We start from the raw sequence: 26,205 nt of genomic DNA, 5'->3' as shown, positions 1-26,205 counted from the left end.
CTTAAAATGGTCCCCAATTCATCATAACCCCTATCGTAAGAAAGATAGAACCAAGCACAATCCATATCAATAACAAAGGCATCATAAAGCGAATCCACTTAGTCCAAGAGATCCCGGCTATCGCCAGATTTGCCATAAGGATTCCAGAGGTTGGGGTAATGGTATTCGTGAACCCGTCTCCCATTTTGTAAGCTTGAACCGCCACTTGGCGGGGAATTTCCATTAAGTCTGCAAGTGGTGTCATAATCGGCATAACGATGACGGCTTGTCCACTCCCTGAGGAAACGAGAATATTAAAGATCAAATTGGCTACGAACATAACCAATGCTCCTACGACGCTTGTGAAAGGTGTCATCATGTTAGCCATTCCTTCAACGACGGTATCAAGAATCCTACCGTCTTCCAGGATGACTACGATGGATCGGGCCATCCCGATAATCAATGCCCCGTATACTAACCCTTTCGCTCCCTCAAAGAATTCCGATACGAGTTTATTAGGACTCATCTTCGTAAGAATAGCTGTACCGGCAGCAATAATCAGGAAGATGGCAGCCATTTCATTTAATGACCACTTATACTGAAACACACCGAATACATAAATACCAATCCCTACAACCAGCCATGCCAGTACAAGCTTGTGCAGCCCCGTAATGTCCTGCTTCTCCGATACTTCATTCTTTTCATCAATTTTCGGGAAAGGCTTCTTTCCTAAAACACTCTTGGAAGGGTCATTCTTAATTCTCTTGGCGTACCAAGCAACATACGTTACCGTTGAAATTAATATAGTGAGGTAAATAACAATTCGATAGCCGATACCAGAAAACAATGGAAGCTGGGCAATTTGTTGAGCTGTTCCTGTTGTCAGAGGGTCTAAGAAAGCAGTGTTAAAACCTGCATACGCTCCTAAATAGATTATGGACACTCCTACGATGGCATCGAGCTTCATAGAACGGGCAAGGATGATGCCAATGGGGATGAACGCGATAACCGCGTTGACAATGATACCGAGTGCTCCAAAAACAGAGAATAGTATACTGACACCAGCAATCAATAATATTTCTTTATTCCTTGTCTTCTCAATGGTTTTAAAAATGAGGGCATCAATCGCTCCAGTTGATTCGATGACAGCGAACGCTCCTCCAATAATCAGTACCAGGAAAATCAGCGGCGCAGAGCTGATCATTCCTTTTTGAATCGCCAAGAAAACATCCATCAATGTAGCCGGAGATGAGTCCACATTCTGATAACTATCCGGCACAACCATTGTAATGCCGTCCACTTCTTCTCTCGAGAACTCTCCAGCCGGGATTATGTAAGTCATGATAGCAATCAATACGAGGATCCCGAACAAGATTACATAAGCATCGGGGATCCCCCACTTCCGCTTCTTTTCCTTCGACGTGACTGTTTGAACTTCCATCGCCTTCCGCCTCCCCTTCTTAATCTTCTGAATATTCTGTTGACTATCACCATAATAAATCATACAATTTAATTTAACAACAATAAATTATAAACTTTATTTTACTGGAGATTTGATTATGGATTATTTAGAAAACACTCAGAAACACTATCCCCACTTAACAAAAGGGCTGAAACAGGTGGCAGAGTCTTTACGTTCAAATCCTGTTCTGTTTGCAACCCACCCTGCTAAAAAAACGGCAGAAATCATTGATGTCAGCGAAACAATGGTCATCCGCTTTTGCAAAGCAATCGGATACGCAGGATATGGAGAATTACAAAAGGATGTTCAACAGAGTCTATTATCCTTAAAACCGCCCAAAAGGGAACACGGACAGGAACAAGCGAACTCTTTCGAACGAATCATGCAATCAGATGAGGAAAACATTCATCATGCTTCCCTTAACATTGATTGGGAAGTGGCCAAACAAATCGTGGATTGCCTCGTTCAATCCAAGTCCACCACGATAGTCGGTTACTACCACTCTTTTTCTTATGCTCACTGGTTCTATTTCCTGCTGCATCATTTACTTGATAACACCTCTCTTTATCGGCCGGAAACGGATATCGGCTTTACGAATAAAGGAAGCGATCATACAGTGATCATCTTTTCTTACTATCGTTATGCCTTAGAGGGGATCCGACTTGCAAAGGAGGCGAAAGAAAAGGGGAACAAGATCATCATCATCACCGATTCCAAGCTCTCCCCCATTGCTGAATATGGTGATTATGTTCTTACTATTCATTCAGCTAAGAAATCAATACTTGAGAAAGGTCCCATCACGTTTTCGGTGTTAAACGCATTGCTTCTGCACATCGCTCAGAAAACAGGAAAAATGGACTTTGTTAATCCCGCCAATACCTATTATATAAAGTGAGAGGAGAACACAAATGAAAGCACCATTTAAAGAGAAAATCCAAAATACCTTTGATTACCTGCATACCCATCCTGAAATAAGTTGGGAGGAAACGAACACCACCACCTATATCAAAAACACCCTTGAAAAAGCCGGTTGCCGTGTAAAAACGTTCGAAGACTGTACCGGGGTAATCGGGGATTATGGGAACTTTAGTGGAAACGTTCCGATCATTGGTATAAGAGCAGATATCGATGCCCTATGGCAGAAGGTCGACGGTGAGCTGCAGGCCAATCACTCCTGCGGTCATGATGCCCATATGACCATGGTACTTGGGGTTTTGTGGAACCTTCAGGGGGATGAAGATCTGAAAGACAAGATCGGCATCCGCTTTATCTTTCAGCCTGCTGAAGAAGTAGGAGCTGGCGCACTGAAAATGGTCGAAAAGGGAGCTGCGGATAAAATCGACTACTTGTACGGGATTCATCTGCGCCCGATTCAGGAGACGGCGAATGGTTTCGCTACTCCCTCGATCCTCCATGGTGCAACAGGTTCATTGGCTTTTGAAATACGGGGAGATGATGCCCATGGAGCCCGTCCTCACCTGACTCACAATGCCATTGAGATCGGGAATCACATCCTTAATGCTTTAAATACAATTCATTTAAACCCAAGCATTGCCCACTCAATCAAAGTGACGAAATTTCATGCGGGAGGAAAGAACCTGAACATCATTCCAGGCAGTGCTTCCATCGGTCTTGACCTGCGTTCCCAGACCAATGAACTCATGGAGGAACTGCATGAAAGAGTAACCGAGATCCTTCATACCACTAGTGAATTATATGGAGTACCCATTGAAGTAACAAAGGATTACGGTATCGCTGCCGCGGAGGTAAGTGAGGACGCACAGGCTTATGCACATCAGGCCATCGTCAATGTCCTGGGTGAAGAGAAAGCAAACCCTCCACTCGTGACGCCCGGCGGGGATGACTTCCATTTTTACACCATTAAGAAACCACATCTTAAAGCCACTATGGTAGGACTTGGCTGTGATTTACAACCCGGTCTCCATCATCCTGATATGGAGTTTGAAAAGGATTCATTGTTTAATGGCATTGAGATCTTGACTGAAATTGTGAAACTTCATTCAAGGAAGGATGGATAAGAGTGAATCCTATTTTTATCAAAGAAATCGTTCTTCACACCATCAGCGTCTCTCTAAAATCACCTTTTACAACAAGCTTCGGCACCCTTCAGACAAAGGATGTATGTCTCGTCGAAGTCATAGATGAATCCGGTGTCACCGGATGGGGAGAAACCGTCACAAGCGATGAGCCCTATTACAATGAAGAAACGACCGAAACGGCAAGGTATATCCTAAAAGACTTTCTCATTCCTAAATTGATCAAGAAAGAAATCAGCGACCCCAAGGAAGTTCACCATATGCTTTCATTTGTACGCCGGCATCACATCGCCAAATCAGCAATCGAAACAGCGATTTGGGATACCTTCAGTAAAAAGAACAATAAACCGTTATATGAACTATTGGGGGGAGAAAAGAAACCCATTGCTGTAGGAAAAAGTATTGGCATACAGAATTCCCCAGATGAATTGGTTTCGAAAGTCGCTCAATATGTAAACGATGGCTTTCATAAAATTAAAGTTAAAATTGCTCCAGGTGCAGACATCGACTATATCAGGAAAGTTAGAAATGAATTCCCTGATATCAACCTAATGGCAGATGCCAACTCTGCCTATTCACTTAAAGACACGGAGCATTTGAAACAGTTGGATCAATTTCATTTACTCATGATCGAACAACCACTTGCTCACGATGACATCATTGATCACAGTATTCTTCAGAAAGAATTATCAACGCCGATCTGTCTTGATGAAAGTATTCACACATATGATGACGCCAGAAAAGCAATTGAACTGGGTAGCTGTAAAATCATCAATATCAAAATCGGCCGTGTAGGTGGGCTGCAGGAATCCATTAGAATTCATGACTTGTGCAAAAGACACAAGATCCCCGTCTGGTGTGGGGGAATGCTTGAAACCGGTGTCGGGAGGTCTCATAACCTTCACATGACTACCCTTTCAAACTTTACGATTCCTGGTGATACAGCCCCATCCTCCCATTATTGGGACGAGGACATTATTGAGGAAGATATCGTAATGGAGAAAGGATACATCCGTATTCCTAAAGGGAACGGTATAGGCTCAGAAGTCTGCAGAACCTCCCTGCAAGAGAAACTCATCCAAAGGGAATCCTTTCAAAGTGCCTACTCTCCCCATCCGATTCCAGTTTAAAAGTTATACTGGATTCAGAACTATCAGAGCCACGGTACCCGTCCCCTTGATCCTAGTACCATCTAACAAAAAAAGCGAGCTCATCCAACACCAGGACGAGCTCGCTTCAATATTTAAAGAGCTTCATGCCCCTCATCAGAATACCCCTTTTATAACTTCAGGAAAACACAGATAGAGACTGATACCTCATCTGTTTGCCCAAAACGAAGAAAACCACGGTACTTTCGCCCTCTGCGCCAATTCACACAATATCATCGTAGTATCATCATTCCATTTCCACTATAATAGTAAGAAGGAGGTGAGAAAAATGGACAAACAAATCGTGAACATGTTATTTGATATTCAACGGAACATGAAGGAATTCGACCAGAGTTTGAAAGAGCTTAATCGTAATATGGAAGGGCTCAATGGAAAACTGCAAGGACTCGACGGGAAAGTGCAAGGACTCGACGAAAAAGTGCAAGGACTCGATGGGAAAGTGCAAGGCATCGATGGAAAAGTGCAAGGACTCGACGAAAAAGTACAAGGACTCGATGGGAAAGTGCAAGGCATCGATGGAAAAGTGCAAGGACTCGAGGGTAATATGAAAGAGTTAGGAAATGATGTAAAAGAAATAAAAGAAACAGTCAATCGAATTGAAACATCACAGACAGAAGATGTCATTGCTTTGTTAAAAGTAGGCAGCCAACGTTCTGAAACAGACTTTCATTATCTGAACACCAGAATCACTAATATTGATAAACGGGTTTTCACTCTTGAGAATCGAGCTGAAAGGTAATCTTCATTACTATATATAAAGTTTTGATGATGATCTTATACCTACTCTTCGTTCCCTCTCACCATGATCCACACTCCATTTCTTCGAATCCCATTTCGTTCAACCATTCCATTACAAACCGAAAAAGGGTGTCTGACCTACTGAGGTCAGACACCCTTTTTCACGACTCATTACCTCCAAAATGCTAGAAAAGTAACCCTTCACACCTTTATATTCCGTCCCTTCCACCTCACAGAATGAAACACATTCACCCGGACAAAAGAATAAATGAAAATCCCTGCGAAGAACAAAAAGAACATCGGATAAAACGGGAAATACCCCCATCTAAAATTCCCGACCCTGCGGGCAAACCAGGCTGTTTGAACGGCATAGAGTATATACAATACCCCATAGACGATCATAGCGGTGGTATTTCCCACAATAATCGAAGAAATCAATGAAGACGCGGTGGTTAAACTACCGGTTATCCACAATATGACCATCAACATTACCAAGGGATGTGTGGACTTGGAACCAACGGCAAAGCTTTTGCACCAGCCTTCGATCAGGCTGCCCACCCCTTCCGGATACATGCGGAACGAAATGATTCCTCTCCCGCCTAGGCAGCGAACGGGAAGGTTCTGTTCAAGAAAGGCCTCCCCCAGTGCGAGATCATCCATGATGGCCCCCTCGATTTTTTCATGCCCACCGGATAAGAAGTAATCGTCCCGGTCACATAGAATACAGGGACCGAACGAACCGGCGGCTTTGAATCGGGATCCCCAGACGGTGAATAGGTTCATGCCCACCACGACGATGATATTAAAGATAATGGAGAGATGCTCATACACACGCTCCACTGTGTGATAGGGCTGCAAGGCAAGGATCCCCCTGGCGCCTTTTCCCTGGTAGTAATGAAGAAGATTACGTAGTCCATCCACACTCATGAATCTGGTATCTGCATCGAGGAACAGCAGCCAGCTCCCTTTTGCCTCCTTGGCACCGCGCCAGCAGGCAGACGATTTCCCTGCCCCGTTATTCTGGAGGACCGTGACACCGTAGCTTTCCGCGATGGCCGCGGTACGATCCGATGAATCGTCATCCACCAACAGAACCTCAAATCCCTTGAACCGCTGCTCCTGCAACGACTGCAATAACGGGGTGATCCTCGCTTCTTCATTCCTCGCTGGGATAATGATGGACAGAAACGGCAGGCCCTCCGTATTGTTGGATTTGTAACGTGGGACCGGCAAGGACCAAAACAGGATAACGGCAATCGCAACCCCGAGGACCCCCAGGACGAGATTGATCACTTCTGAAACTGTCATGTAACCTGCCTCCTTCCTCTACGGCTAATGTGACAATCCCCGTTGAGGTTGTATGTTCGCTGAATAATCGTACACTTTGCCTGTATCATCCTGGATCAGTTCCTGTGCGGTGATCCTGGCTGATAACAGCACGATCGGGACACCGGCACCGGGATGGGTGCTGCTTCCTGTGAAGTACAGATTCTCACAATGGCTTGCCTTGCTCTGCGGACGTTTGTGGTTGCTTTGATCCAATGTTGGCTGCAAGCCGAATGTCGCCCCGCGGTATGCATTGAATTTCGATTCGAAATCCAATGGTGTCGTATACGTTTCGGTGACAATTTCATCTTCAACATTTTCAAATCCGGGGATATTCTTTAATTCATTTAAAATATAGTTGCGATAATAGGAGATGGTTTCCTCGTCCCATTGATAATCCGCTGTAGCAATATTTGAAACAGGCATCAGAATGTACAGACCGTCCTTCCCCTCAGGTGCAAGGGATGGGTCCTTCTTTGAAGCGATGTACACGTAAAAGGAGGCATTCGTTAATTTCTTCCCGTCAAAAATATCCTCCAGGTTCTGATTGAGCTTTTCGTTAAAAATAAATGTATGTACATGATCGACCTCTTCATATTTCCGGTTCATCCCGAGATACATCAAAAAACAGGAACAAGAGTAGTTCATGCTGTCGATCTTCTTATCCGTAAATCTGCCCTTGGAAGCCTTGTCTTTCACCAGGTGTTTCATGGCATAAGGGAAGTCTGCGTTACAGACCACATAGTCTGCAGGGATTTTCCCGGCGTCCACGATAATCCCGTCCGCCTTGCGGTTTTGAATGGAGATTTCCTCTACCGCCTTGCCGTAGTGAATCGTTCCCCCAAGTTCCTTGAAGAGCCTCTCCATCCCTAAAGCCATCGTATACATTCCGCCTTTGATGAACCATACGCCATATAAAAATTGAATCATCGGGATCATCGTATAGAAAGATGGACTTTTTAGAGGAGAAATGCCGATGTACAGCGTTTGAAAGCTGATCAGCTGCTTCAGCCGCTCATTCTTGATGAATCTCCCCATAAACGTGTCTGCCGTGTCGTATGGTTTCATTTGCAGCACTTTCGTCAACAGGGGGAAATTATAGAAATCCGTTCTCTTACGGAAAGGTCTTTGAAGAATGTGTTGCTTGGCGATGACAAATCGTCTGTAAATTTCATGCAGGTATTGAAAAAATCCTTCCGTATCCTCTTCGCTGAGGGATTCGATGGTCTTGGTCATTTGGATAAGGTCTGTCGAGATATCAAAAGGCTGGTCGGGAATATCCGTGAAATAGGCCCGGTAGATCGGATCCAGTTTTTCCATGGGGATATAATCATCAGGGTCACGTCCGCATAATTCGAACAGTTCCCGGTAAAGTTCCGGCATCATGACGATACTCGGACCCAGATCAAACGTGTAGCCGTCCAGTTTAATTTGATTCATTTTGCCCCCGGGGGTGGATCCTTTTTCATATAACTCCACCTCGTACCCCGCGTGCTGAAGCCTGATGGCACTGGCAAGTCCCGCAACACCTGCCCCAACGACTATCACCTTCTTACTCATAATGCGTTCCCTCATTTCCTTACATTAGTCTGCTTGATTCCTTGCCAAGTCCTGCCGTGATGGCCGAGATGCGCCCCCGATTGTAGCGCTGAACCACAATAATCGGAAGGTTGAAGACAAGGGCATACAGGATCATCACCCATCCTGCCCATGCTGGATTCCAGATGAAGAACAGCGGAGCAGGGAGAATGGAAAGCAAGTGGGTGAGTTCCGCGCGTTTCGTTTCCGCCGCAAACACCATCAGGTCCCCCGCCTTCGTCCCATGCAACCCTTTTTTGCTGTATCCCTTTTTCAAAAAAATCGTGCCATCGAGAATAAGTCCCTTCCACGTTTTCACCCGGAACAAACGCTGCCACAGTTTTCCCGATTGTTCAAAAGAGAACGTCCGAAACCAGAAATGGTCTTCCAGGAACCAAGTCAACGGCAGTCTCAAACAAATGACCGAAATGGCGAGATGAAAGAACGTCCAGGCAAGTATATCGATGATAATGATCCAATGGACAGGCAGTGATACGATCATGACATCACCCCTTGGTTTAAAAGGTTCAATAGTTTTGCTACAAACGAGAAAACCAGCCTTTCCGGTAACGTCTCCAGAAAGGCTCGATTATCTTCAGGCAAGGGATGAATCCCTCTCCACAATCTGCTCCCCTACAAGCTGGCCGCTTAAGGTCACCATTGGCATTCCGCCGCCGGGGTTCACCGTTCCCCCGACAAAATAAAGGTTGTCATAGCGTTCACTCTGTTTCGGATGCTTGAACCCTTTATTCTTCTTTTTGTCTGACACGGTCCCATAAATCGCCCCGCGGTCGGAGCCATACGTGCGCCTGATATCTTCCGGCGTCCACATATCACGAGTGACAATGTTGTCACGCAAGCCATCGAGGCCCATTTTCTCCAATTTGATGAGGACCCGTTCAGCGAATTGTTCATAGTCGGCTTGAGTATACGGATTTTCATCCCGGATAAACGGAATATGAGGCAGCACTTTGATGTTTTCATGCCCTTCAGGTGCCTGTGTCGGATCGGTCTTATTGACGTTTACAAGATAAATGACCGGATCCTCCGGTAATTCACGGCGATGGAAGATCGATTCCATTTGCGCCTTCATATTTTCGGCGAAAAAGAAATTATGATGGCGCAGCTGCGGATAACTCTTCTTCACGCCGAGATGCATGACGAGACCGGAACTCGCCGGTTCAAATTTCTTTTTTAATTTTTTAATATAATGGCTGTCTTCCTCCAGCAAGCGCTCGTATACCGGAATGACTTCCATATTGGAAACAAAGTAATCCGCCGTGAGTCTGGTCCCGTCTGCCAAAACAGCTCCAGTGATTCCGCCATCCTTCTTTTCAAGCTTGACGATGGGCTTTCCAAGATGGAAGGTGACTCCGACTTCTTCCGCGAGCTTAACGAGGCCGTCGGCGAGCTTGTGCAAACCGCCGGGGACATACCATACGCCCTGGTCATGCTGCATGTAGATCATCATATTCATCACGGCCGGCGCATCGTAAGGGGACGAACCGACGTACTTGATGAAATAGGAAAGCATATCACGGAACTGTTCATTGCTGATCCGCTTATCGAGGGATCTATGTACAGTCGATAACAGGTCAAAGTTCTTCAAGGCGGAGAACAGCCCCGTATGCTTCATCATCCCTCTCGTCGAATCAACACCGTGCTTGAATAAGGTTTTATCCGTCATATTATAGAGAGTCTTCGAATAATCCAGCAGCTTCTGATATTCACGAATGTCCTTTTCAGTGAGAGAAGCGTTCTTCTCCCGCATGTCGTTCACATCTTCATATAAGTCTATGATATTTCCATCGGGAAAAAAGGAGCGCCATTGATGATCCAGCTTCTCAATCGGGACATAATCCTTCATGGACTTTCCGCTTGCCGCAAACAATTTTTCAAAAATATGGGGCATCGTCAATATGGACGGGCCAAGATCAAAACCAAAGCCATCCTGATCGAGCCGGTTCAACTTTCCTCCAATGTGATCGTTTTTTTCATATAAAGAGACATCGTACCCAGCCTGTGCCAGTGAAATCGCAGCCGACACCCCGCCGAGCCCGCCTCCAATGATAAGTACCGTTTTATTTTTCAATGGTCACCGTTCCTCCTTTTCGGAAATCTTATGTGGAGCATATATGTTTTCTAAATCCGACTGTCCTTGTGCCAGTTCCATACCTATCTCCTCCTGATCCGTCTCTGGATCATCGAACTATATTCTGTTTGTTCAGACTTTTCTCAGCATCAAGTCTGTACATTCTGCCCTTATCTTATACCCTTTCTCCCTTTAAAGAAAAACGTTGGATGTGTTTTGCAGGAGGCGCTTCGGCCACAGCCTTGATTTTCCCTGCGATCATTTGCCAGGCTTCTTCTGCCTTTTCTTTAGGTCCGAGATGGGTAAACGCATGGGAACAGCTCCTGAATAACTCTTCTTGCACATTCACCCCTGCTGCTTTTAATTTCCCCGCGTAACATTCAGCTTCCGGCCTGAAGGCATCAGACTCAGCTATGAGAATCAGGGCTGAGGCTAGGCGTCCGTTAACCTCGGCACGGACAGGGGAAGCGAGAAGATGCCCCGCCTGTTCCTTCACGGGGAGGTAGCACATATGGATGAAATGGGCTACTCCCGGAAATCGCGAACGCCACCAGCCCGGTTCCGGCTTCTCCGCATGAGGGGTGACGAAATCCAGCATAGGGCATGAGAGCACTTGGAGCAGAGGCTGCTCGTCCCCTTTCTTTTCAAGGTAAAGACAAAGGGCTGCAGCAATATTGGCCCCTGAGCTTTGTCCGCCCACCATGACCTTCTTTGCATCAATCCCCAATTCTTCCGCTCTCCCTTTCACCCATTGTAAGATATCATAACCCTGTTCAATGGCTGTCGGAAAAGGATACTCGGGTGCTTTGCCATATTCGACATTCAGAACCACGCACTCGGCCTGATTCGCAAGATAGCGGCAATAGGGATCATCCAGCTCCTTATCATTCATGATGAACGCCCCGCCATGGAAATTGATATAGACAGGGAGCTTTTTCGGTTTTGCTCTCAAAGGATAATAGAAGGAAACGGAAGTGGGCCCGATAGATGTGTCAACCATCACATCTTTTTTCATTTTTACTTTCTGCTGAGGAATCATAGGTGGGTTTTTGGATTGATTAGAATAGAGGCGCAGTAATTTTGCGATAATCATAGGGAACATACACGGAACCTCCCTTTATGAAAAGAGTATCTAGCATTCTACGAAAAATGGATCAAGTCCATCTTTCGTCTGTCTCTCACACTCTTTTCACTATTCCCTGTTTGTTCCCCGGAAAAACTAGGAAGGTTCGATAGGACAGTCCGTTTGTAGAGATTCGGATATGAATAGATAAGGTTCGTCAGGCTTTCTATTATCTAATATTCCACATAAAGTGGCATAACCCTTTTTTGTGGGAAGCACGGGGGAAGCATGGGGACGGTTCTCATGCTTCCCTTGACTAACAACAAAAATACCATCCTCAATAGTCCATGAGAATGGCATTAAACTTTTAGTATGTGTTGTTCAATGATGGAAGTCATCTCTTCAAAGGTATATTTGTGATTCACTACATCCACAGTAAAATCTTGTTCTTCTTCGATTCCCATCGTCCATTTATAATGATTGATCTTCAGGAAAACAATGAGTGAAGCAAGAGCCGTTCGTTTATTGGCATTATGGAACGCATGGTTTTTTGCAATGGATTCAAATAGAGCGGCTGCCTTATCATAGATTTCAGGATAAGCATCACGACCAAACGCTGATTGTTTTGGACGGTTAATGGCTGAATCCAGAAGGTGCGCATCTTTAACCCCCACTGGTTCATTTGGAGAATACAGCCGAATTTGAATCGTATTGATCGCAATCACCTGATTCGTTGTCAAATAAATGATTTGATTCATTATTTATCCACCAATCCTTTAAATGCCTGATCATGTTCCTTTATCACATCATTCAAGATGTCCATGAATTCAGCATCGACGCCTTCTGGAAGTGTTAGCTGCTCTTTTTTCCTCAACACAATTTTCCCTTCTACGACCTCAACCTGCACATCATCTCCCTGTGCTAAACCGACTTGCTTAAGTAGATCAGTTGGAAGCGTAATGCCAAGGCTATTCCCTATCTTTGTAACTTTCCGTTCATATTGTTCCAATTATCTCACCTCTCCTCATAACGTTATAACCATTATAACATACTAACGTAAGATATTCACCGGGCATAAAGCACAGTAGAAGCACAGGGACGGTTCTTCTGCTTCCTTTCTTTTCTACCAGAAACCAAGCACCCTACACTCCCCACCCAACGAGAATCATCTAATCCAATCATTTAATATGAAAAAACAAAAAGATAACCTCCCTCAACTCGAACAGGTTATCTTTTTCCATCTCATAACATTAATACCCTTTTCACCAGTTGCAATTCCTTTTCTGAGCATCCCGATTCCCCATATCTTACCCTCTCATAAATAGGGATAATCTCCATTGGTCCGTTAATTCTCTTAAACCACTCATTGATCGTTTCGGCAGGTCGCTTCTGATTGTGTGTGCCGAGTGTCTTCTCCCATTTTTGTAGAGATTTCCTTACCAGATGAATGTTGCTTTGACTTTCTTTTTTTAGAGAAGATGAATGTTCTACAGACACTTCCTCATCATTTTTTGCTACAACAGGAGAAGAAGATGGTGATTGGTCTCTCCCTTGTTGGTTCTTACGATACTTTCTATAGACGAAATAACCTGTTATCCCTATACACAAAGCCAATAGCGAAAAAAGAAGATAGTTTCTTTTCGTTTCACTCGTATCTTCCCCTATAAACGGAGAGAGCACAGCTTCTAGTAGAGGCTCTACTTCCGTACCCTCCTGCGCTTCCTCGTCCAGTTCGGTAGACTCCCCAGTAAAATGAGTCTGTCCCTTCATCTCAATATCTTCATCTGTAAACAAATGATCTTTTACATTAGAAGAAAGGGTAGTAGAAAGAGAGGTCAGGGAGAGGCTGATTAAACAGGCAATCAACAAAACGAAAGCGATCGTCATCATTCTATATTTCATGCCTCTTCCCCCTCATCTCTTTACCTGTATCCAGTTGGTTTTTTTATCATCAGGCGCCGTCCCAACGATCAATACTGATGATTGTGGATTCTTATCCCTTTTCACTTGGTCAAAGAAGTGATTCGTCGATAAGAACGTCCCATTTGTATGAATGAATGCAGTGGCTTTATATACTTTCTTTATTTGTTGCATGTTAGAAAGATTCTCAACTTTTAATATGCCATTTTTATGTGAAGCATAATTTACATAGAATTCGATTTGGCAGCCTTCTTTTATCAGGAGTGAACATAACGCTACTGAGTATTCAATTAGGGACTCCATATCTTTTCTGATAAAAAAATTCCCGTTTCCTACAAAATTCAGTAGCACCGAATAGACATTTCCCTGTACCTTTTCATATTTTTTAGCCACTATTTTATTTTCCTTTGCAGTAGCGAGCCAATGAATATGTCGAAAGCTCTCATTTTCATAGTCTTTTGTGCCGATAATGCTCAGTTCATCCTTATAGAAAGAGTAATAGGATGATTGATTACCAGAAACAACCGAGCGGAAATGAAGCTTATTTAATGACTGGAACGGAGGATATATTTCAAATATCGGGAAACCATCACTCGAATATTCAAGTCGATAGGAGAGGAGGGTAAAGGGGTCCGCTACGATGATTTCAAAATTGGACCATTGATGAAGCCCTCTTCCTTTGGCTCTCATTCTTACAGGAATCGTCTTCTTTGACCTTGGAGGTAAATCAACGACTACTTTGTGAATGGTTGATTCACTCCCATCCGATTGAAGAAACACAAAGCTCTGATCATTCTCACTTTCCATCATAAGCTGCATGCGGTATATAGGAAAAAGGGAATCATTCGCTAGTTCAATGTAGAATTCCTCTTCATCCCCAACACTCGACGCAAGGGTATACCTTTTAAATTCCCACCGGATTTTTGTATGTACGTAGTGTAGGTAAACCCTGCCGATTGCCATTAAAATGAGAAATAACGCTAATAAAAAGGAGATGATACTGAATTCAAAAAAACTGGTGATAAGAAATAATATGACAACGAATAGTAGAAAATGAGGCGAAGAAACAAAGGACTGATCGACTTCCGCCCTCATTTAGGCCTCCACCGGAACGGTGACCCCATCCATAATTTCCTGAATAATATGGCCTTTCGTCGCCTTGACTTCTCCTTCTACATTCAATACGATCCGGTGACCCAGTAAAGGTTGGGACAAAGCCTTAATATCTTCAGGAGTACAATAGTCTCTGCCATGAATATAGGCCCGAGCCTGGATGGCCCTCATGAAAGCCAATGATCCCCTTGGACTTACTCCAATGTCTACATATTTATGCTTTCGCGTGGATTGGATAATGTCTAACAAATAATCCTCCATATCATCTGAAACAAGTACTCTCTTTACTTCTTCCTTCATATTCAAGACTTCCTCTACACTGATCACACGATCGATTGAGTCCATAGGATTTTTCAATCTAAATCGTTTAAGCATCATTTTCTCATGTTGAGGAGAAGGATAGCCTTGTTTAATCGTTAGCAAAAATCGATCTAATTGGGCATCCGGCAAAGGAAATGTTCCCGTTGCATCAAACGGATTCTGAGTCGCAATGACGATGAATGGTTGGGGAAGTGGTGCAGTGACTCCACCCAATGTCACATTCTTCTCCTCCATCAATTCCAATAAGGCCGATTGAGTACGTGGCACGGCCCGATTAATTTCATCGATTAATAAGACGTTACTGAACACAGGCCCTTTACGGGTCTTAAAATCACTTTCCTTCATGTCAAAGTACTCCTGGCCAAGGATATCCGATGGCAAGGTATCCGGTGTAAATTGCAGGCGGCTGAATGTTCCCTCTATACTTTTCGAGAAGCACTTTGCCATCGTCGTTTTCCCTGTTCCAGGCACGTCTTCAAGTAAAATGTGACCATCACTTAATAACGCGATCATCATTAATTCAATTTCGTTTTCTTTATCCACCATGACTTGTGAAATATTCTCTTTCATTTTCTGAAGCATATATATTCTCCTTTGAGTGAGATTATAGTAGTCAGTATAAGTATAACAAAAAATCCCAATATTTTATCCATTTTATGGTTAGGTGAGCACAGGGACGGTTCTCCTGCTTCCATTTCACCTACCAACACCCCATACACTTCAAACTATCCCATTCCCTCCCCTTTTTCCTCAGCTATTCGTGAGCCAAGGGACCTTTCCCCCGACCTACTTTAATACGCCGAATTCAATGGCATGAAAACCCTTGAACTTTCATCTATATAAATTAGACTTAAAGTAATGACCATTAGAGAGGAGGACCTTATGTGGAAAAGAAAACACTCACATTTAAGCTGTCTGATGACGGATATTATGAGCTCCTCAAATATATGCCCTACTTTAGAAAAGTTCACTTGTTTGGAATCATAGGCGTGTTCGTGATTTCCACAGTATTCTTTTTGTATTGGAATCACGAATTTCAAGAATCAGCAAATACATCTTCCCCAGTGATGTTCGCATTTATATTGCAAGTGATGTTCCCAGCTCTATTGGCGTTCGGTTTATCCCTTGTCGTACACTTTCTGTTGTATCTCTATTTTCGCTTCAGGATCCATGTTTTCCTAAAAAAATCAGCCCACCGTTTAAAAGAGAAATACCAGCCAGCAAACGATGAGGAATACATGATTGTGTTTGATCAGGATCAAAAGGCCTTCTTACTTGGAAATCGACAACAGCAGATAGAGATTGGTCAGAATTTAAAAGTGGTATCTACTTCTAGATATCTTCTTTTTTATGATGGGGATGGGAAGTCTCAGGAAAAGTTTTATATTCCTAAGGATGGGGATCAGGGACATCAGGAAAATGTAGCTTATATTTTGGATTACTTAGAGAAATTATTAGAGGTACAGTTTATAGAAAAAGGTAAAAGATCGTCGTGAATGTTAACTTGATTTATAGGAAAAAGAAAGAAGAGGTCCCCTCCATTCTAATTTCGAATTCACCTTGAACATCATTCATTTGTCCAAATAACAATTCCTCCTAAACTTTATTCTTTAAAACAGATGATTTATAATAAACATAAATAAATCAAAGTTGGTGATGTAAATGGAACCTATAAGAATTGATCAAGATGATGTAAAAAAAGCAATTCAATCGGGGCATTCATACATCCAAGTCGGCAAACGAAAGTACTTATTAATGGAAGTAGAAGAAGTCAGTCACGATGATGGTTACCAAGTAACCGATCCTGATGAGGAAAAGCAATTATTGAAGGCATTGGAGGAAGATAATCCAGTCCTTTCAGAAGATGAAATCAAGAAGATGTTAGAGAGCTAAACCCATGAAGATTGTGTGGAGAAAGTCGGCGATTTCTTCCCTTATAGATTTAGATAGATAGAGACAAACCATTGAACTCCAACCGATTGCCACCTATTTAAAGGAAACCATTGAGTTCTATTTCATACAACAGGACTTCTCCATTTATGTTCCTGGAAGACATGTTCTCGTTAAAAAAATGCCTGTGGACCTACGAATGGTTTTAATATCAATTGGAAAGTCAGATCCCTATAAAGTCTTTTATAGAATAAAAATGAATCAAATAGAAATCTTTTTAGTTCATCATCCTTACCAAAAAGTCAGTTGAGTAATGAGGATATAGGCTAATGCTTATAAAAAAGATCCACCTCTTCACATGAAGAAGTGGATCTTTTTTGGTTAAACGTATCGTTTATCTATATTGAGGATGAGACACCCATTCCTGTTTAAGATTCTATTCACTCAAATGTTGAATAGCATAATCCGCTTCCTCTTGAGTAAACTGTTCTCCGTATTCAGAAACGAGTTGGTCTCTTATCGCTTCTGGTGCCATAGCCATGGAATCTTGATAACTCTTTGCTTTTTCCAAGGCATTCTTTTTAAAATCAGCTTTCATTGTATCAATCGCATATTGTGCTTCTTCCGCAGTGAACTGTTCACCGTGCTCTGAAATGAGCTGATCATAGATTCCTTGTTTTGACATGTACATCGTATCAGAGTAAGATTCCGCCTTTTTCAAAGCGTTGTCCTTCCAATCATATTCAAGCTTCCCCATGGCATACGTAGCCGCTTCCTCGGAAAACTTTTCACCAAACTCTGAAACTAATTGGTTATGAATTGCCGCTTTGGACATATTCATGATCTCAGCGTATGTTTCCGCTTTTGTTAAAGCGGATGCATGTTCTGCTGGGACGTCATCTTCCACTTTTGCTTCTTCTTTTTTGGGTTCCTCTGTTTTGGGCTGTTCTGTTTTAGGCTCCTCTTTTTTAGGTTCCTCTTTTTTCTTTTCTGACTCTTTTGGCTCAACCGCCACGGGTTCAGTAGCCTCTGACTTGACTTCCTTTTCCTTCTTATCACCCGTCTCAGTATCATTCCCACCAACAGCTGCTGCAACAATCAGAATCGCAATAACCCAGACCCACCACTTTTTATAAAACGGTTTTTTCTTTTTTGGTGATTCCCCCACTATCTGTACCCCCTCCATATAGTAAGCATACATAAGTAGTATATTTTCCTTAATTATCAAACATGCAGGGAAGTAAGGGGACAGGTAACTTGGCTTCTTTGGCCTCAAAAAAACGCAGCATTCAGGACCGAAAGCTGCGTTTTACTTTCACTTCACTGCTACTAAAAAATTCAAGAAAATAGAATTGAATCATTTACTTAAAAAGTGTAAAATTACACTAAACTAACTGTATATAGGGTGGAGGGACTCATATGAAAAAAGTTTTTTTCCAGTTAATACTGTCTTTAGGAATCTTTATATACACCTTTTTCATCTTTGGGTGGGCGTCAAGTTATTTAATGTTGGAGGATAATTGGAAAGAAATGCTCACATTCAACAAGGACGCAATGACCCCACAGGATATTTCTGATATTGATAAACTTATTTATGGGTTCCATCATGCGCCAATATCTATCACTCTTTTAATGATTGCAAGTTTCCTATATGCGCTCTGCTTAATTTTCTTTATAATCAGGCGTAGGCTTCTCACTAAAAATCAAAATCATCTTTCCAAGTAGTTATGGAAGCATGGGGACGGTTCTCGTGCTTCCAATTAGAGGAAGGAGACCAAGGAGCAAGGTGCGTGGCTTCATTAATACCAAGGAACCTATTCCTGTGGCTATCTCTGATTTAGTTTCGACTCGCCTTTAGAGTAAATAGCAAACAAGAATACTTTATACATAAATCACACTCATAATAAAGGCAATAATAGCAAAAGGAACCGGAATAAAGGGGACTATACTTAAGAAACCAAGGAAACTACCTTTCTCTTTTCTGTACTTAACCATATAGAAGATGTTAGGGAGAATAAAAGTGAAAGTGATTTGAGTTATTATTGTTGCCATATCTGCTGTATAGGTTTCTTCATCCCCAGTAAGAACTATACCTACAACAAATACAACAGCCAGAACCATGTAAGCTGGAGATAATTTCAAAATGAATCGTAAGAATCGTTTAACCACTTCATCACCCCTTTCTGACTATTTCACTAGGGAGGAGAGATCTCCTTCCTTGGTACTCAAGGAACCTCGGGGACAGGTCCCTTGGTTTCGAAAAAAAATAGAAAAAATAAACAAAACGCTGGGTTTTTCATCTCCAAGGGTTTTGTTTTTATGAGTTGCGGATATTTATAATCACTTAAAAGTTACACATATAACCCTAATGCTTTTATGACCTCTGAAACCTGTTGATCTTCTACCATTTCTTTAAGCAAGTGCCACTTAACCTCTTTTAATTCTTGTTGGTTTTTCGGTAACTCAGGGTCATAGCCTAATGTTGGTGTTGAATCTTGCCCTATTACTTCAACCAAGAAACACTTTTCAACTCCAAATTCATAAGCACTTGTATATAAATATTTAGCCACTTTTACTTTTAAATTAACTTCTTCTTGTACTTCTCGAATTGCAGCTTCTTCAAATGTTTCTCCCTCTTCCACTTCTCCTCCTGGTAACGTCCAAAAATTGTTAAGACCGTTGACAATACGAACCATAAGAATACAATCATTTTGAATTAAAACTGCAAACGACCTCGGTCTATTCCTCATTTTTCCACCTCATAAACATATTCATTATTAAAACATTCTGCTCATTCGTTCAATAGCATTCCTACATAACCTCTTTACTCACTTTAACATAAAATGACAATTTCACTCTGGTTAATCAAGATCGCCACAGAAAATAGCACTACAATTAACACATTGACAACAGCTAGTTGACACTAGCTGTTGTCAATGTGTTATTCAGCTTACAAACCCCTATATTAATTGATATGTCGAAAACCAATAATCATTGATGCAACAAGGAAAAAATAATAGACCAAATCACATGCGATTTGGTCTATTATTTTTTGTGTGCTTCTCCACAAAACCTGAACTACTTATCAATAAACACCGGGAATTAATATAGTGCTTACACACTCTTCATTCTATCTCTCTATCATCACACATAACCTCTTTTATCACTTCTTCAACAAAGATCGGAGTCTTTACAAATGCACTTTCAATTAATAATCGCTCGGTTCGTTTATGAGCATCTTTTCCAAACGGACCTACGTTCAAGACGGGTCCTTCTAACTTATGCATTTCGTTGAATGGAATGGTATAGGTTGTGTTCCAAACCGGAGTGTTTTCTTCGAATACCCCCCAACCATTGTTATCATCTTTGTAGTTCACATAGCTAAGATCAGAAATCCCATTAAAATAGTGCGCTTGTTCAACAGGCAGGTTGAATAGGTCCTTAGCTACTTTCGATACCCTTTGTATACATCTTGATACTAAAGGATGTTCAGATGTATTCACCGAAGGATAATATGGGGGAGTAAACATTATTACAATCGCTGGGGTCAGCTCCTGACAGTTAATTAAGAGTGTATCAGCAATCCGAAAAGATTTCTCCCTATCATCCCCTTGATTATATCCGATATCATGCTTCAAGGCCTCTATATACTCTTTCCCAAGTTTTTTTTCGGCATAATCAATTAACTCAGAGTAGCGAAGGACGCTTACTTCTCCTACAGAAGGAATGTTCTCTCTTTCACATAACTGGCGATACCATTCGTTACATTCTTCCGCTGCCGAGACAGCCACTTCTTCAAATAATTTCATCACATCTGCAGCGGTTCGTTTCATAGTGAACACATTATAAAGGGCGACTGTTCCATAAGGAGTCTGCGCTGAATAATTCAGTCTTAAATCTTCTTGCTGCAGCGTAATCGGAAGAGGGCTATTCTCACCATATTCTGTTTCTCTAAAAAGTGGATTCCACTCCATTTTCCGGGTTAAAAAAGAAGCAATAAAAGAGGAGGTCATACCACTCAAAGGTTCTCCCACATGAGTTTCTCTTCCATAGAAAAGGGCAGAAGGCATAATTTTCCCGATGGTTCCGGAGTAAACGTAATATGCTGTATCAGTCGGTTTCTGAGAAAATACTGGTTCTCCATTTAAGAATAGTGTATAGCTTAGATCATGTACCGATTTGAGTTCGTTTAATGCTGCCACCGCTGCTCTCATTCCAGATGAATTGACTTCTTCATCCGGCACAGTCAACAAAACAAGGTTAACTGGCCACTGTTCATAGGCTGCCTTTTCTATAATCGCCATATGGATGGCTAATCCTGCTTTCATATCCATAATCCCGCGTCCCCACAGATAATCTCCTGAACGCAGATCGTTTTGGGCTTCGGGATGTAATTCACTGATATAATGTTCCAACTCCTTGGTTAACACTTCCGGATTAAAGGCCAGTGCCTCCAGTTCCCCATACTCCTCAGTACTCACCGTATCAAAATGACTGATTAACACAATGGTCTTCGTGGATTCTTTATTCAAATAGAGAGCCGTTAAGAATTGTCTTCCAAAATCGGCTTTCCCTAACTGAAGCATCTCTGGGTTTTGCTTGAAATAAGGGATTTCCTTCATCTTCTCCGAAAGTTTCACAGGGAAATCGATCTCCCTTTCCGTTAAAGTTCTGCTGTCCCAGCTCACCAACTCACACAATAATGCTCGTAAAGACTCAGGTGTCCCCCATTGACTCATGAGATAACCTCCTTTATCTGATACTGATTGATCCAATTCTCTATGCGACAGAGTCCTTTTTCTAATACTTCCATACTGTAGGCGAAAGAAATTCGAATATACCCTTCTCCTAAATGTGTAAATGCGCTACCTGGTACGACCGCTACTCCCCCTTCTTCCAACAAGCGAGTAGCAAATTCCATAGAGGATAGGTTTAAATGTTTAATAGATGGAAAGATATAAAACGCCCCTTTTGGAACCACCACATCAAACCCCATCTCCACTAACCGTTTGCAAACAAAATCCCTCCGCTTTTTATAAGCGATATTCATTTCTGAGGGAACATGGCGATTGTTGGTCAACGCTTCAATTGCAGCGTATTGTCCGGGTACCGAGGCACAAACGACGTTATAAATGTGAACCTTCACAACATGGTCCATAATCGATTCAGGTCCTAATACAAACCCAATTCTCCATCCTGTCATTGAATGTGATTTGGATAAACCATGTATGAGAAATAAGCGATCCTTCAAATACTCATATGCTGCAAATGAATGATGGCTGTCTTCAAAAGCATTTTCACTATAAATTTCATCCGAAATAATAAAGACATCATGCCTTTTCATCACCATTGCCAGCTCATCCATCTCTTCCCTGCTTAAGGTTACACCTGTTGGATTAGAGGGGTAGTTAAACAAGACGGCTTTCGTTTTGTCCGTGATTAAGGACTCAAGCCTTTCGGGAGAGGGTCTAAATTGGGTTATAGAAGTATCTAAGTAAATGACTTTCGCACCACACATGGTAATAATGGGTTCGTACCCTGAGTAAAGTGGTGCTGGTAAGATGACTTCATCCCCTTCTTCCAATATGGTCCTGAACACAGAATCAATGGCTTCGCTTGCGCCATTCGTTACAATGATTTCAGTTTCCGGATTATAATCCAGCCCATACTGATCCGCAAAGAAATCCCTAATGGCCCGGCGCAATTCTGGTAAACCTGCGTTATGTGAATAACCTGTTTGATCAGAAACAATGGCCCTGATTCCCGCTTCCTTTACAGATGGTGGTGTCGGAAAGTCAGGCTGTCCTACTGTTAGATTGACGGCGTTGGGATAGAAAGCCAACTGATTGGAAAACTGACGTATCCCCGGAATCACTAACCCTCGGGCTCTAGCATTTATAGTAGTTGACATATGCTTCTACACCTTTCTCTTTACCACTACTTCGTAAACCCTGGCAACCAGAGAGAAAGCGGTGGAAAAAATGTGATAACAAGGAGACAAATGAACATAGAAACAAGAAACGGAATGATTGCCCAAGCGATCTTTTCAAATCGGACCCCACCTACGCTGGATGCAACAAATAGATTGACTCCAAGTGGTGGGGTAATAAATCCAATGGCCAGATTCGCTACAAGAATAACACCGAAGTGGACAGGATCAACACCGACGGCTACTACGATTGGTAAAAGAATCGGAGTCAGGACCACTAAAGCAGATATCGTATCGATGAACATCCCGACAATCAAAAGGAGGATATTGATGGCAATCAGGATGATGATTGGATTTGTAGATAACTCTGTCAGAAAAGTAGCAATATCATTCGGAATCTGCTCCAATGTCATAAAGTAAGCAAATGAGACGGAGAGACCTATAATAATCATAGTTGTCGCATTAATGACGACTGCTTCCCGAAAGCTCTCAAACACCGATTTCCACGTCAGTTCTTTATAAACAAATAAACCAACGATCAGTGAATACACGACGGCAACAACAGCAGCTTCCGTTGGAGAGAACACCCCTCCATAAATCCCTCCTAAAATAATAACGGGGATTAAGAGGGCCCACTTCGCATCATTTAAAGCCTTTAACACATCTTTAAAATGAAAAGACGCTTGTTCTTCAGGAGAATATCCTCGTTTTTTCGCAATGAAATAAGCCGTCAACATGAGAGCTAACCCAATCATAAGCCCAGGCAAAATACCGGCTAAGAACATATTCCCAACGGAAACCCCTCCAATTACTCCATATAATACAAATGGAATACTAGGAGGTATGATGACTCCGATAGACCCTGCAGAAGCCGCTACAGCCGAGGCATACCCACCACTATAATTACGTGCAATCATTGCAGGGATCATAAACCCACCAATGGCTGCAACAGTTGCCGGCCCTGATCCAGAAATAGCTGCGAAGAACATACATGAGACGATGGTGACCATGGATAGACCACCTACCATCCAGCCGACCAAAGCTGTTGCAAGATTTAATAGTCTCTGAGAAACGCCTCCTTTCCCCATTAAGATCCCGGCAAGCATGAAGAATGGTATCGCTAATAAAGGAAAAGAGTCCAAAGAAGTAAACGCTTTTTGGGTGATAATATCCAAAGGCAAAGTTGAGCCAAAATAAATGGCGACGAGAGCAGATACTCCCAGGGATATGGCAATGGGTACACCAATTAAAAGACAAACAGCCAGGGTCCCAAATAATAAAGGGATGATCATACTTCCACCTTCCCATTCTCAGAACGCCATATCAAAACGAATTGCTGTACCAGTCGCATAGCCATACCTGCTCCACCTATGGGAATAGCTAGGAACGGAAGCCACATTGGTATTTGCATGGCCGGCGTGATTTGACCATTTTGGAAACTGGCAAGAACAAGCTGTGTCCCAAAGATGGCGAGAAACACAGCCAGTCCAAACCAAACAAGTAATGAGAGCGATTCAAGTATTTTCCTAAATGTCCCCTTGAAGAGCTCGATAAATGCTTCAATCCGAATATGTTGTCGCTTCTTCACTGCATAGCTAGCACCGATCCACACCTGGAAGATATGTATGTAACGAGCCATTTCCTCTGTCCAACTGGGGGCAGAAGAAAAGACGTATCGTCCAACTACTTGAGCAAATATAAGGGCAACCATCAAGGCTAACGTAAGTACGAGAATGAATTCTTCGAAATACTCCAGATTCTTCTTCATCTATGCTGCTCCTTTCAAAAACGAGGAATCAAGGGGGATGAGCCCTGATTCCCGATTTTCAATATTCGTTATTGGCTTCTAATGCCTTGTTAACTAAATCTTCACCGATTTTCGGTACATATTGATCGTAAACAGATGATGCCGCTTCACGGAATGCATCTCTTTGTTCCTTTGTTAACTCATTCACCTGCATACCGTTTTCCTTCAATTTATTCAAAAACTCCACATCTTGTTTCTGAGCAAGACCACGCTGCTCATCACGGTATTCTTCTGAAGCTTCGTTAACGATCTTTTTCAAATCTTCTGGTAATTCATTGTAGAAGTCATTATTCATGATAAGAGCCGTTGCAGCATACACATGTCCGGTTAAAGATAGATAATCTTGAACCTCATAGAACTTATTCGTATAGTAAAGGGAAACGGGACATTCCATGGCATCGTAAGTACCTTGTTGCAGGGCAGTGTATAATTCACCAAATGCAAACGGTGATGCATTGGCTCCGAAAGCTTTGAATGTGTCGGTATGAAGAGGGTTTTCAAGCGTTCTAAACTTCAGTCCCTTCACATCTTCTGGGCTTTCAATCGGCCCTTTATTATTAGACATATGGCGGAATCCATTTTCTCCGAACACTAATCCCTTAAGATCATTCTTTTCAAGGTCGGCCATTAATTCTTGTCCAAGTTCTCCATCAAGTGCTTTATAGGCCGCTTCATTACTATTAAATAGGAAGGGTAAATCAAACACTAAGAACTTTTCATTAAAAGAAGCTAGAGGAGCTACGGCAGGGATTGTCATTTCAATGTTCCCTAACTGAACAGCTTCAATTGCTTCACGATCTGAACCATACAGCTGACCATTTGGGTAAAGCTCTACTTTAATCCGTCCATCTGACTCCTTCTCCAACTTCTCCTTGAAGGTAACGGCTGCAACATGGGAGGATTGTTCCTCCGGTACTAAGTGAGCAATTCGAATGGTATACGTGTCCTCGGAACCTTCACTTGAAGAAGTACTGGGACGCCCACAGGCCGACATGATTAATATGGCAATGAACAATAATGGAAAGATTTTTTTCAATTTAATTCCCCCTCTTGATAATATCCTTGAATTCTCCGTTCAATGTTTTTCATATGGTTGGACATTTCCTGTTTTGCTGTTTCAACTTGCTTTGATTGTAGAGCTTTAAAGATTCGATTGTGTTCTTCAAATGCTTCCTTTGCACTCAAACGGAGCGTATTGGACAATACAAGAAATGCCCGATTAACCCCGGTGTTTGAAGTATGTATCATTGCTCGCAGCTTTGGATTTGGATTTTCTTCTGCTAATAAGAGATGAAACTCACGGTCGAGTTCAATGAACTCTTCGTAGCAATCCTCGTTAATCGCCTGCCATTGACTTTTCAAATTTTCATCTACTTTTTCTAGCAAACTTCCTTGTAATGAATCTACGATTATTTCAAGATTGTACACTTCTAGTAACTCACGAATCTCGAGAAACTGTAACGCGTCTTCTTCTGTAAATGAAGCGACAGTGGCCATTTTTGCATCTGAGATCACCACAAGACCTTCTGCCGCAAGTCTCTTCAATGCTTCACGTATGGGGGTTCGGCTGATCCCCAACTCCTCTGCCAGCTTTTTCTCAGGAAGTTCTTCATGGGGTGCTAATTTACCAGAAATGATGTCGGTTTTGATTAAATTGAAGGCTTGCTCAGCTAATGTCTCTTTCTTAATAATTCTTTGCAAGTCACTCCCTCCTATCTCTTCATTATTTATTTTAAATCATGATGTCTCTGTTGTCTGTGG

At 42.4% G+C, this 26,205-nt stretch carries 27 protein-coding genes; 7 read left to right on the top strand and 20 right to left on the bottom strand.

Annotated features, from left to right (window positions below; genetic code table 11):
• Position 1 precedes the first annotated feature (1 nt).
• A complete protein-coding gene (locus P8596_RS04705; RefSeq protein ID WP_279726175.1) occupies positions 2-1,420 on the bottom strand; it encodes a YfcC family protein in 1,419 nt (472 codons plus the stop codon).
• A 118-nt stretch (positions 1,421-1,538) separates the two neighbouring features.
• On the opposite strand from P8596_RS04705, the gene P8596_RS04700 reads away from it, so the two are divergent.
• From P8596_RS04700 to P8596_RS04685, 4 genes are all read left to right on the top strand, one after another.
• On the top strand, positions 1,539-2,336 hold the full coding sequence (locus P8596_RS04700; protein WP_279726173.1) for a MurR/RpiR family transcriptional regulator: 798 nt from the start codon (positions 1,539-1,541) through the stop codon (positions 2,334-2,336).
• A gap of 13 nt (positions 2,337-2,349) precedes the next feature.
• Positions 2,350-3,480 (top strand): M20 peptidase aminoacylase family protein, encoded by a 1,131-nt coding sequence (locus P8596_RS04695; RefSeq protein WP_279726172.1) that lies wholly within the window; start codon positions 2,350-2,352, stop codon positions 3,478-3,480.
• Positions 3,481-3,491: 11 nt separating this feature from the next.
• Positions 3,492-4,628, top strand: a complete 1,137-nt coding sequence (gene menC, locus P8596_RS04690) for an o-succinylbenzoate synthase (RefSeq protein ID WP_481900334.1) — start codon at positions 3,492-3,494, stop codon at positions 4,626-4,628.
• A 307-nt stretch (positions 4,629-4,935) separates the two neighbouring features.
• A complete protein-coding gene (locus tag P8596_RS04685; protein WP_279726170.1) occupies positions 4,936-5,406 on the top strand; it encodes a hypothetical protein in 471 nt (156 codons plus the stop codon).
• 200 nt (positions 5,407-5,606) lie between these two features.
• Here P8596_RS04685 and P8596_RS04680 read toward each other — a convergent pair whose 3' ends face one another.
• From P8596_RS04680 to P8596_RS04635, 10 genes are all read right to left on the bottom strand, one after another.
• On the bottom strand, positions 5,607-6,713 hold the full coding sequence (locus tag P8596_RS04680; protein WP_279726168.1) for a glycosyltransferase family 2 protein: 1,107 nt from the start codon (positions 6,711-6,713) through the stop codon (positions 5,607-5,609).
• 24 nt (positions 6,714-6,737) lie between these two features.
• Complete coding sequence (locus P8596_RS04675; RefSeq protein ID WP_279726167.1) at positions 6,738-8,291, bottom strand: phytoene desaturase family protein; 1,554 nt, start codon at positions 8,289-8,291, stop codon at positions 6,738-6,740.
• A gap of 19 nt (positions 8,292-8,310) precedes the next feature.
• The gene (locus P8596_RS04670; RefSeq protein ID WP_279726166.1) at positions 8,311-8,811 is read right to left on the bottom strand and encodes a glycosyl-4,4'-diaponeurosporenoate acyltransferase CrtO family protein; all 501 of its coding nucleotides are present in this window, start codon (positions 8,809-8,811) and stop codon (positions 8,311-8,313) included.
• 93 nt (positions 8,812-8,904) lie between these two features.
• The gene (locus P8596_RS04665; RefSeq protein ID WP_279726164.1) at positions 8,905-10,401 is read right to left on the bottom strand and encodes a phytoene desaturase family protein; all 1,497 of its coding nucleotides are present in this window, start codon (positions 10,399-10,401) and stop codon (positions 8,905-8,907) included.
• Between the two features lie 175 nt (positions 10,402-10,576).
• Positions 10,577-11,503 (bottom strand): alpha/beta hydrolase, encoded by a 927-nt coding sequence (locus P8596_RS04660; protein ID WP_279726162.1) that lies wholly within the window; start codon positions 11,501-11,503, stop codon positions 10,577-10,579.
• A gap of 320 nt (positions 11,504-11,823) precedes the next feature.
• Positions 11,824-12,222 carry a type II toxin-antitoxin system death-on-curing family toxin gene (locus tag P8596_RS04655; protein WP_279726160.1) on the bottom strand — a complete coding sequence of 133 codons (399 nt, stop codon included), beginning with the start codon at positions 12,220-12,222 and terminating at the stop codon, positions 11,824-11,826.
• On the bottom strand, positions 12,222-12,473 hold the full coding sequence (locus P8596_RS04650; RefSeq protein ID WP_279726159.1) for an AbrB/MazE/SpoVT family DNA-binding domain-containing protein: 252 nt from the start codon (positions 12,471-12,473) through the stop codon (positions 12,222-12,224). Before P8596_RS04650 ends, P8596_RS04655 begins: the two co-directional genes overlap by 1 nt.
• 233 nt (positions 12,474-12,706) lie before the next feature.
• Positions 12,707-13,366: a hypothetical protein gene (locus P8596_RS04645; protein ID WP_279726158.1), complete on the bottom strand. Its 660-nt coding sequence runs from the start codon at positions 13,364-13,366 to the stop codon at positions 12,707-12,709.
• 12 nt (positions 13,367-13,378) lie between these two features.
• Positions 13,379-14,479: a DUF58 domain-containing protein gene (locus P8596_RS04640; protein WP_279726157.1), complete on the bottom strand. Its 1,101-nt coding sequence runs from the start codon at positions 14,477-14,479 to the stop codon at positions 13,379-13,381.
• Complete coding sequence (locus P8596_RS04635) at positions 14,480-15,454, bottom strand: AAA family ATPase (RefSeq protein ID WP_347815214.1); 975 nt, start codon at positions 15,452-15,454, stop codon at positions 14,480-14,482.
• Between the two features lie 248 nt (positions 15,455-15,702).
• Between P8596_RS04635 and P8596_RS04630 the strand changes: the two genes are divergently transcribed.
• Both P8596_RS04630 and P8596_RS04625 read left to right on the top strand, forming a co-directional pair.
• On the top strand, positions 15,703-16,314 hold the full coding sequence (locus P8596_RS04630; RefSeq protein WP_279726155.1) for a hypothetical protein: 612 nt from the start codon (positions 15,703-15,705) through the stop codon (positions 16,312-16,314).
• A 166-nt stretch (positions 16,315-16,480) separates the two neighbouring features.
• Positions 16,481-16,711, top strand: coding sequence for a hypothetical protein (locus P8596_RS04625; RefSeq protein ID WP_279726154.1), 231 nt, complete (start codon positions 16,481-16,483; stop codon positions 16,709-16,711).
• 433 nt (positions 16,712-17,144) lie between these two features.
• Here P8596_RS04625 and P8596_RS04620 read toward each other — a convergent pair whose 3' ends face one another.
• Complete coding sequence (locus P8596_RS04620) at positions 17,145-17,876, bottom strand: Ltp family lipoprotein (RefSeq protein ID WP_279726152.1); 732 nt, start codon at positions 17,874-17,876, stop codon at positions 17,145-17,147.
• A gap of 251 nt (positions 17,877-18,127) precedes the next feature.
• Here P8596_RS04620 and P8596_RS23870 point away from each other — a divergent pair, with 251 nt between their 5' ends.
• Positions 18,128-18,433 (top strand): DUF4306 domain-containing protein, encoded by a 306-nt coding sequence (locus P8596_RS23870; RefSeq protein ID WP_481900319.1) that lies wholly within the window; start codon positions 18,128-18,130, stop codon positions 18,431-18,433.
• Positions 18,434-18,589: 156 nt separating this feature from the next.
• Here the strand turns inward: P8596_RS23870 and P8596_RS04615 are convergent, their stop codons facing one another.
• The 8 genes from P8596_RS04615 to P8596_RS04580 form a co-directional block, all read right to left on the bottom strand.
• Entirely contained in the window at positions 18,590-18,877 is a 288-nt protein-coding gene (locus P8596_RS04615; protein ID WP_279726151.1) for a hypothetical protein, read from the bottom strand.
• 182 nt (positions 18,878-19,059) lie between these two features.
• The gene (locus P8596_RS04610) at positions 19,060-19,458 is read right to left on the bottom strand and encodes an NUDIX hydrolase (RefSeq protein WP_279726149.1); all 399 of its coding nucleotides are present in this window, start codon (positions 19,456-19,458) and stop codon (positions 19,060-19,062) included.
• A gap of 375 nt (positions 19,459-19,833) precedes the next feature.
• Entirely contained in the window at positions 19,834-21,447 is a 1,614-nt protein-coding gene (locus tag P8596_RS04605) for a M20/M25/M40 family metallo-hydrolase (protein WP_279726148.1), read from the bottom strand.
• Positions 21,444-22,619: an aminotransferase class I/II-fold pyridoxal phosphate-dependent enzyme gene (locus P8596_RS04600; protein WP_279726147.1), complete on the bottom strand. Its 1,176-nt coding sequence runs from the start codon at positions 22,617-22,619 to the stop codon at positions 21,444-21,446. Before P8596_RS04600 ends, P8596_RS04605 begins: the two co-directional genes overlap by 4 nt.
• Before the next feature lie 26 nt (positions 22,620-22,645).
• Positions 22,646-23,929 (bottom strand): TRAP transporter large permease, encoded by a 1,284-nt coding sequence (locus tag P8596_RS04595; RefSeq protein ID WP_279726145.1) that lies wholly within the window; start codon positions 23,927-23,929, stop codon positions 22,646-22,648.
• The gene (locus tag P8596_RS04590; protein WP_279726143.1) at positions 23,926-24,405 is read right to left on the bottom strand and encodes a TRAP transporter small permease; all 480 of its coding nucleotides are present in this window, start codon (positions 24,403-24,405) and stop codon (positions 23,926-23,928) included. The genes P8596_RS04595 and P8596_RS04590 overlap by 4 nt, the downstream gene beginning before the upstream one ends.
• A 58-nt stretch (positions 24,406-24,463) precedes the next feature.
• Complete coding sequence (locus tag P8596_RS04585) at positions 24,464-25,480, bottom strand: TRAP transporter substrate-binding protein (protein WP_279726142.1); 1,017 nt, start codon at positions 25,478-25,480, stop codon at positions 24,464-24,466.
• The gene (locus P8596_RS04580; RefSeq protein WP_279726140.1) at positions 25,477-26,145 is read right to left on the bottom strand and encodes a GntR family transcriptional regulator; all 669 of its coding nucleotides are present in this window, start codon (positions 26,143-26,145) and stop codon (positions 25,477-25,479) included. Before P8596_RS04580 ends, P8596_RS04585 begins: the two co-directional genes overlap by 4 nt.
• Between the last annotated feature and the right edge of the window lie 60 nt (positions 26,146-26,205).

It is taken from the genome of Rossellomorea sp. DA94 (assembly GCF_029834455.1).
Lineage (GTDB): Bacteria > Bacillota > Bacilli > Bacillales > Bacillaceae_B > Rossellomorea > Rossellomorea vietnamensis.
The sequence above is the reverse complement of the archived record's forward strand: the minus strand, read 5'-3'. Positions and strand labels throughout refer to the sequence as shown.

Coding starts and splice junctions, on each gene's coding strand:
- P8596_RS04605 (WP_279726148.1), bottom strand. CDS start 21,447: ATGAGTCAATGGGGGACACCTGAGTCTTTACGAGCATTATTGTGTGAG.
- P8596_RS04705 (WP_279726175.1), bottom strand. CDS start 1,420: ATGGAAGTTCAAACAGTCACGTCGAAGGAAAAGAAGCGGAAGTGGGGG.
- P8596_RS04700 (WP_279726173.1), top strand. CDS start 1,539: ATGGATTATTTAGAAAACACTCAGAAACACTATCCCCACTTAACAAAA.
- P8596_RS04655 (WP_279726160.1), bottom strand. CDS start 12,222: ATGAATCAAATCATTTATTTGACAACGAATCAGGTGATTGCGATCAAT.
- P8596_RS04675 (WP_279726167.1), bottom strand. CDS start 8,291: ATGAGTAAGAAGGTGATAGTCGTTGGGGCAGGTGTTGCGGGACTTGCC.
- P8596_RS04680 (WP_279726168.1), bottom strand. CDS start 6,713: ATGACAGTTTCAGAAGTGATCAATCTCGTCCTGGGGGTCCTCGGGGTT.
- P8596_RS04695 (WP_279726172.1), top strand. CDS start 2,350: ATGAAAGCACCATTTAAAGAGAAAATCCAAAATACCTTTGATTACCTG.
- P8596_RS04660 (WP_279726162.1), bottom strand. CDS start 11,503: ATGTTCCCTATGATTATCGCAAAATTACTGCGCCTCTATTCTAATCAA.
- P8596_RS04670 (WP_279726166.1), bottom strand. CDS start 8,811: ATGATCGTATCACTGCCTGTCCATTGGATCATTATCATCGATATACTT.
- P8596_RS04600 (WP_279726147.1), bottom strand. CDS start 22,619: ATGTCAACTACTATAAATGCTAGAGCCCGAGGGTTAGTGATTCCGGGG.
- P8596_RS04595 (WP_279726145.1), bottom strand. CDS start 23,929: ATGATCATCCCTTTATTATTTGGGACCCTGGCTGTTTGTCTTTTAATT.
- P8596_RS04645 (WP_279726158.1), bottom strand. CDS start 13,366: ATGAAATATAGAATGATGACGATCGCTTTCGTTTTGTTGATTGCCTGT.
- P8596_RS04685 (WP_279726170.1), top strand. CDS start 4,936: ATGGACAAACAAATCGTGAACATGTTATTTGATATTCAACGGAACATG.
- P8596_RS04610 (WP_279726149.1), bottom strand. CDS start 19,458: ATGAGGAATAGACCGAGGTCGTTTGCAGTTTTAATTCAAAATGATTGT.
- P8596_RS23870 (WP_481900319.1), top strand. CDS start 18,128: ATGAAAAAAGTTTTTTTCCAGTTAATACTGTCTTTAGGAATCTTTATA.
- P8596_RS04640 (WP_279726157.1), bottom strand. CDS start 14,479: ATGAGGGCGGAAGTCGATCAGTCCTTTGTTTCTTCGCCTCATTTTCTA.
- P8596_RS04590 (WP_279726143.1), bottom strand. CDS start 24,405: ATGAAGAAGAATCTGGAGTATTTCGAAGAATTCATTCTCGTACTTACG.
- P8596_RS04625 (WP_279726154.1), top strand. CDS start 16,481: ATGGAACCTATAAGAATTGATCAAGATGATGTAAAAAAAGCAATTCAA.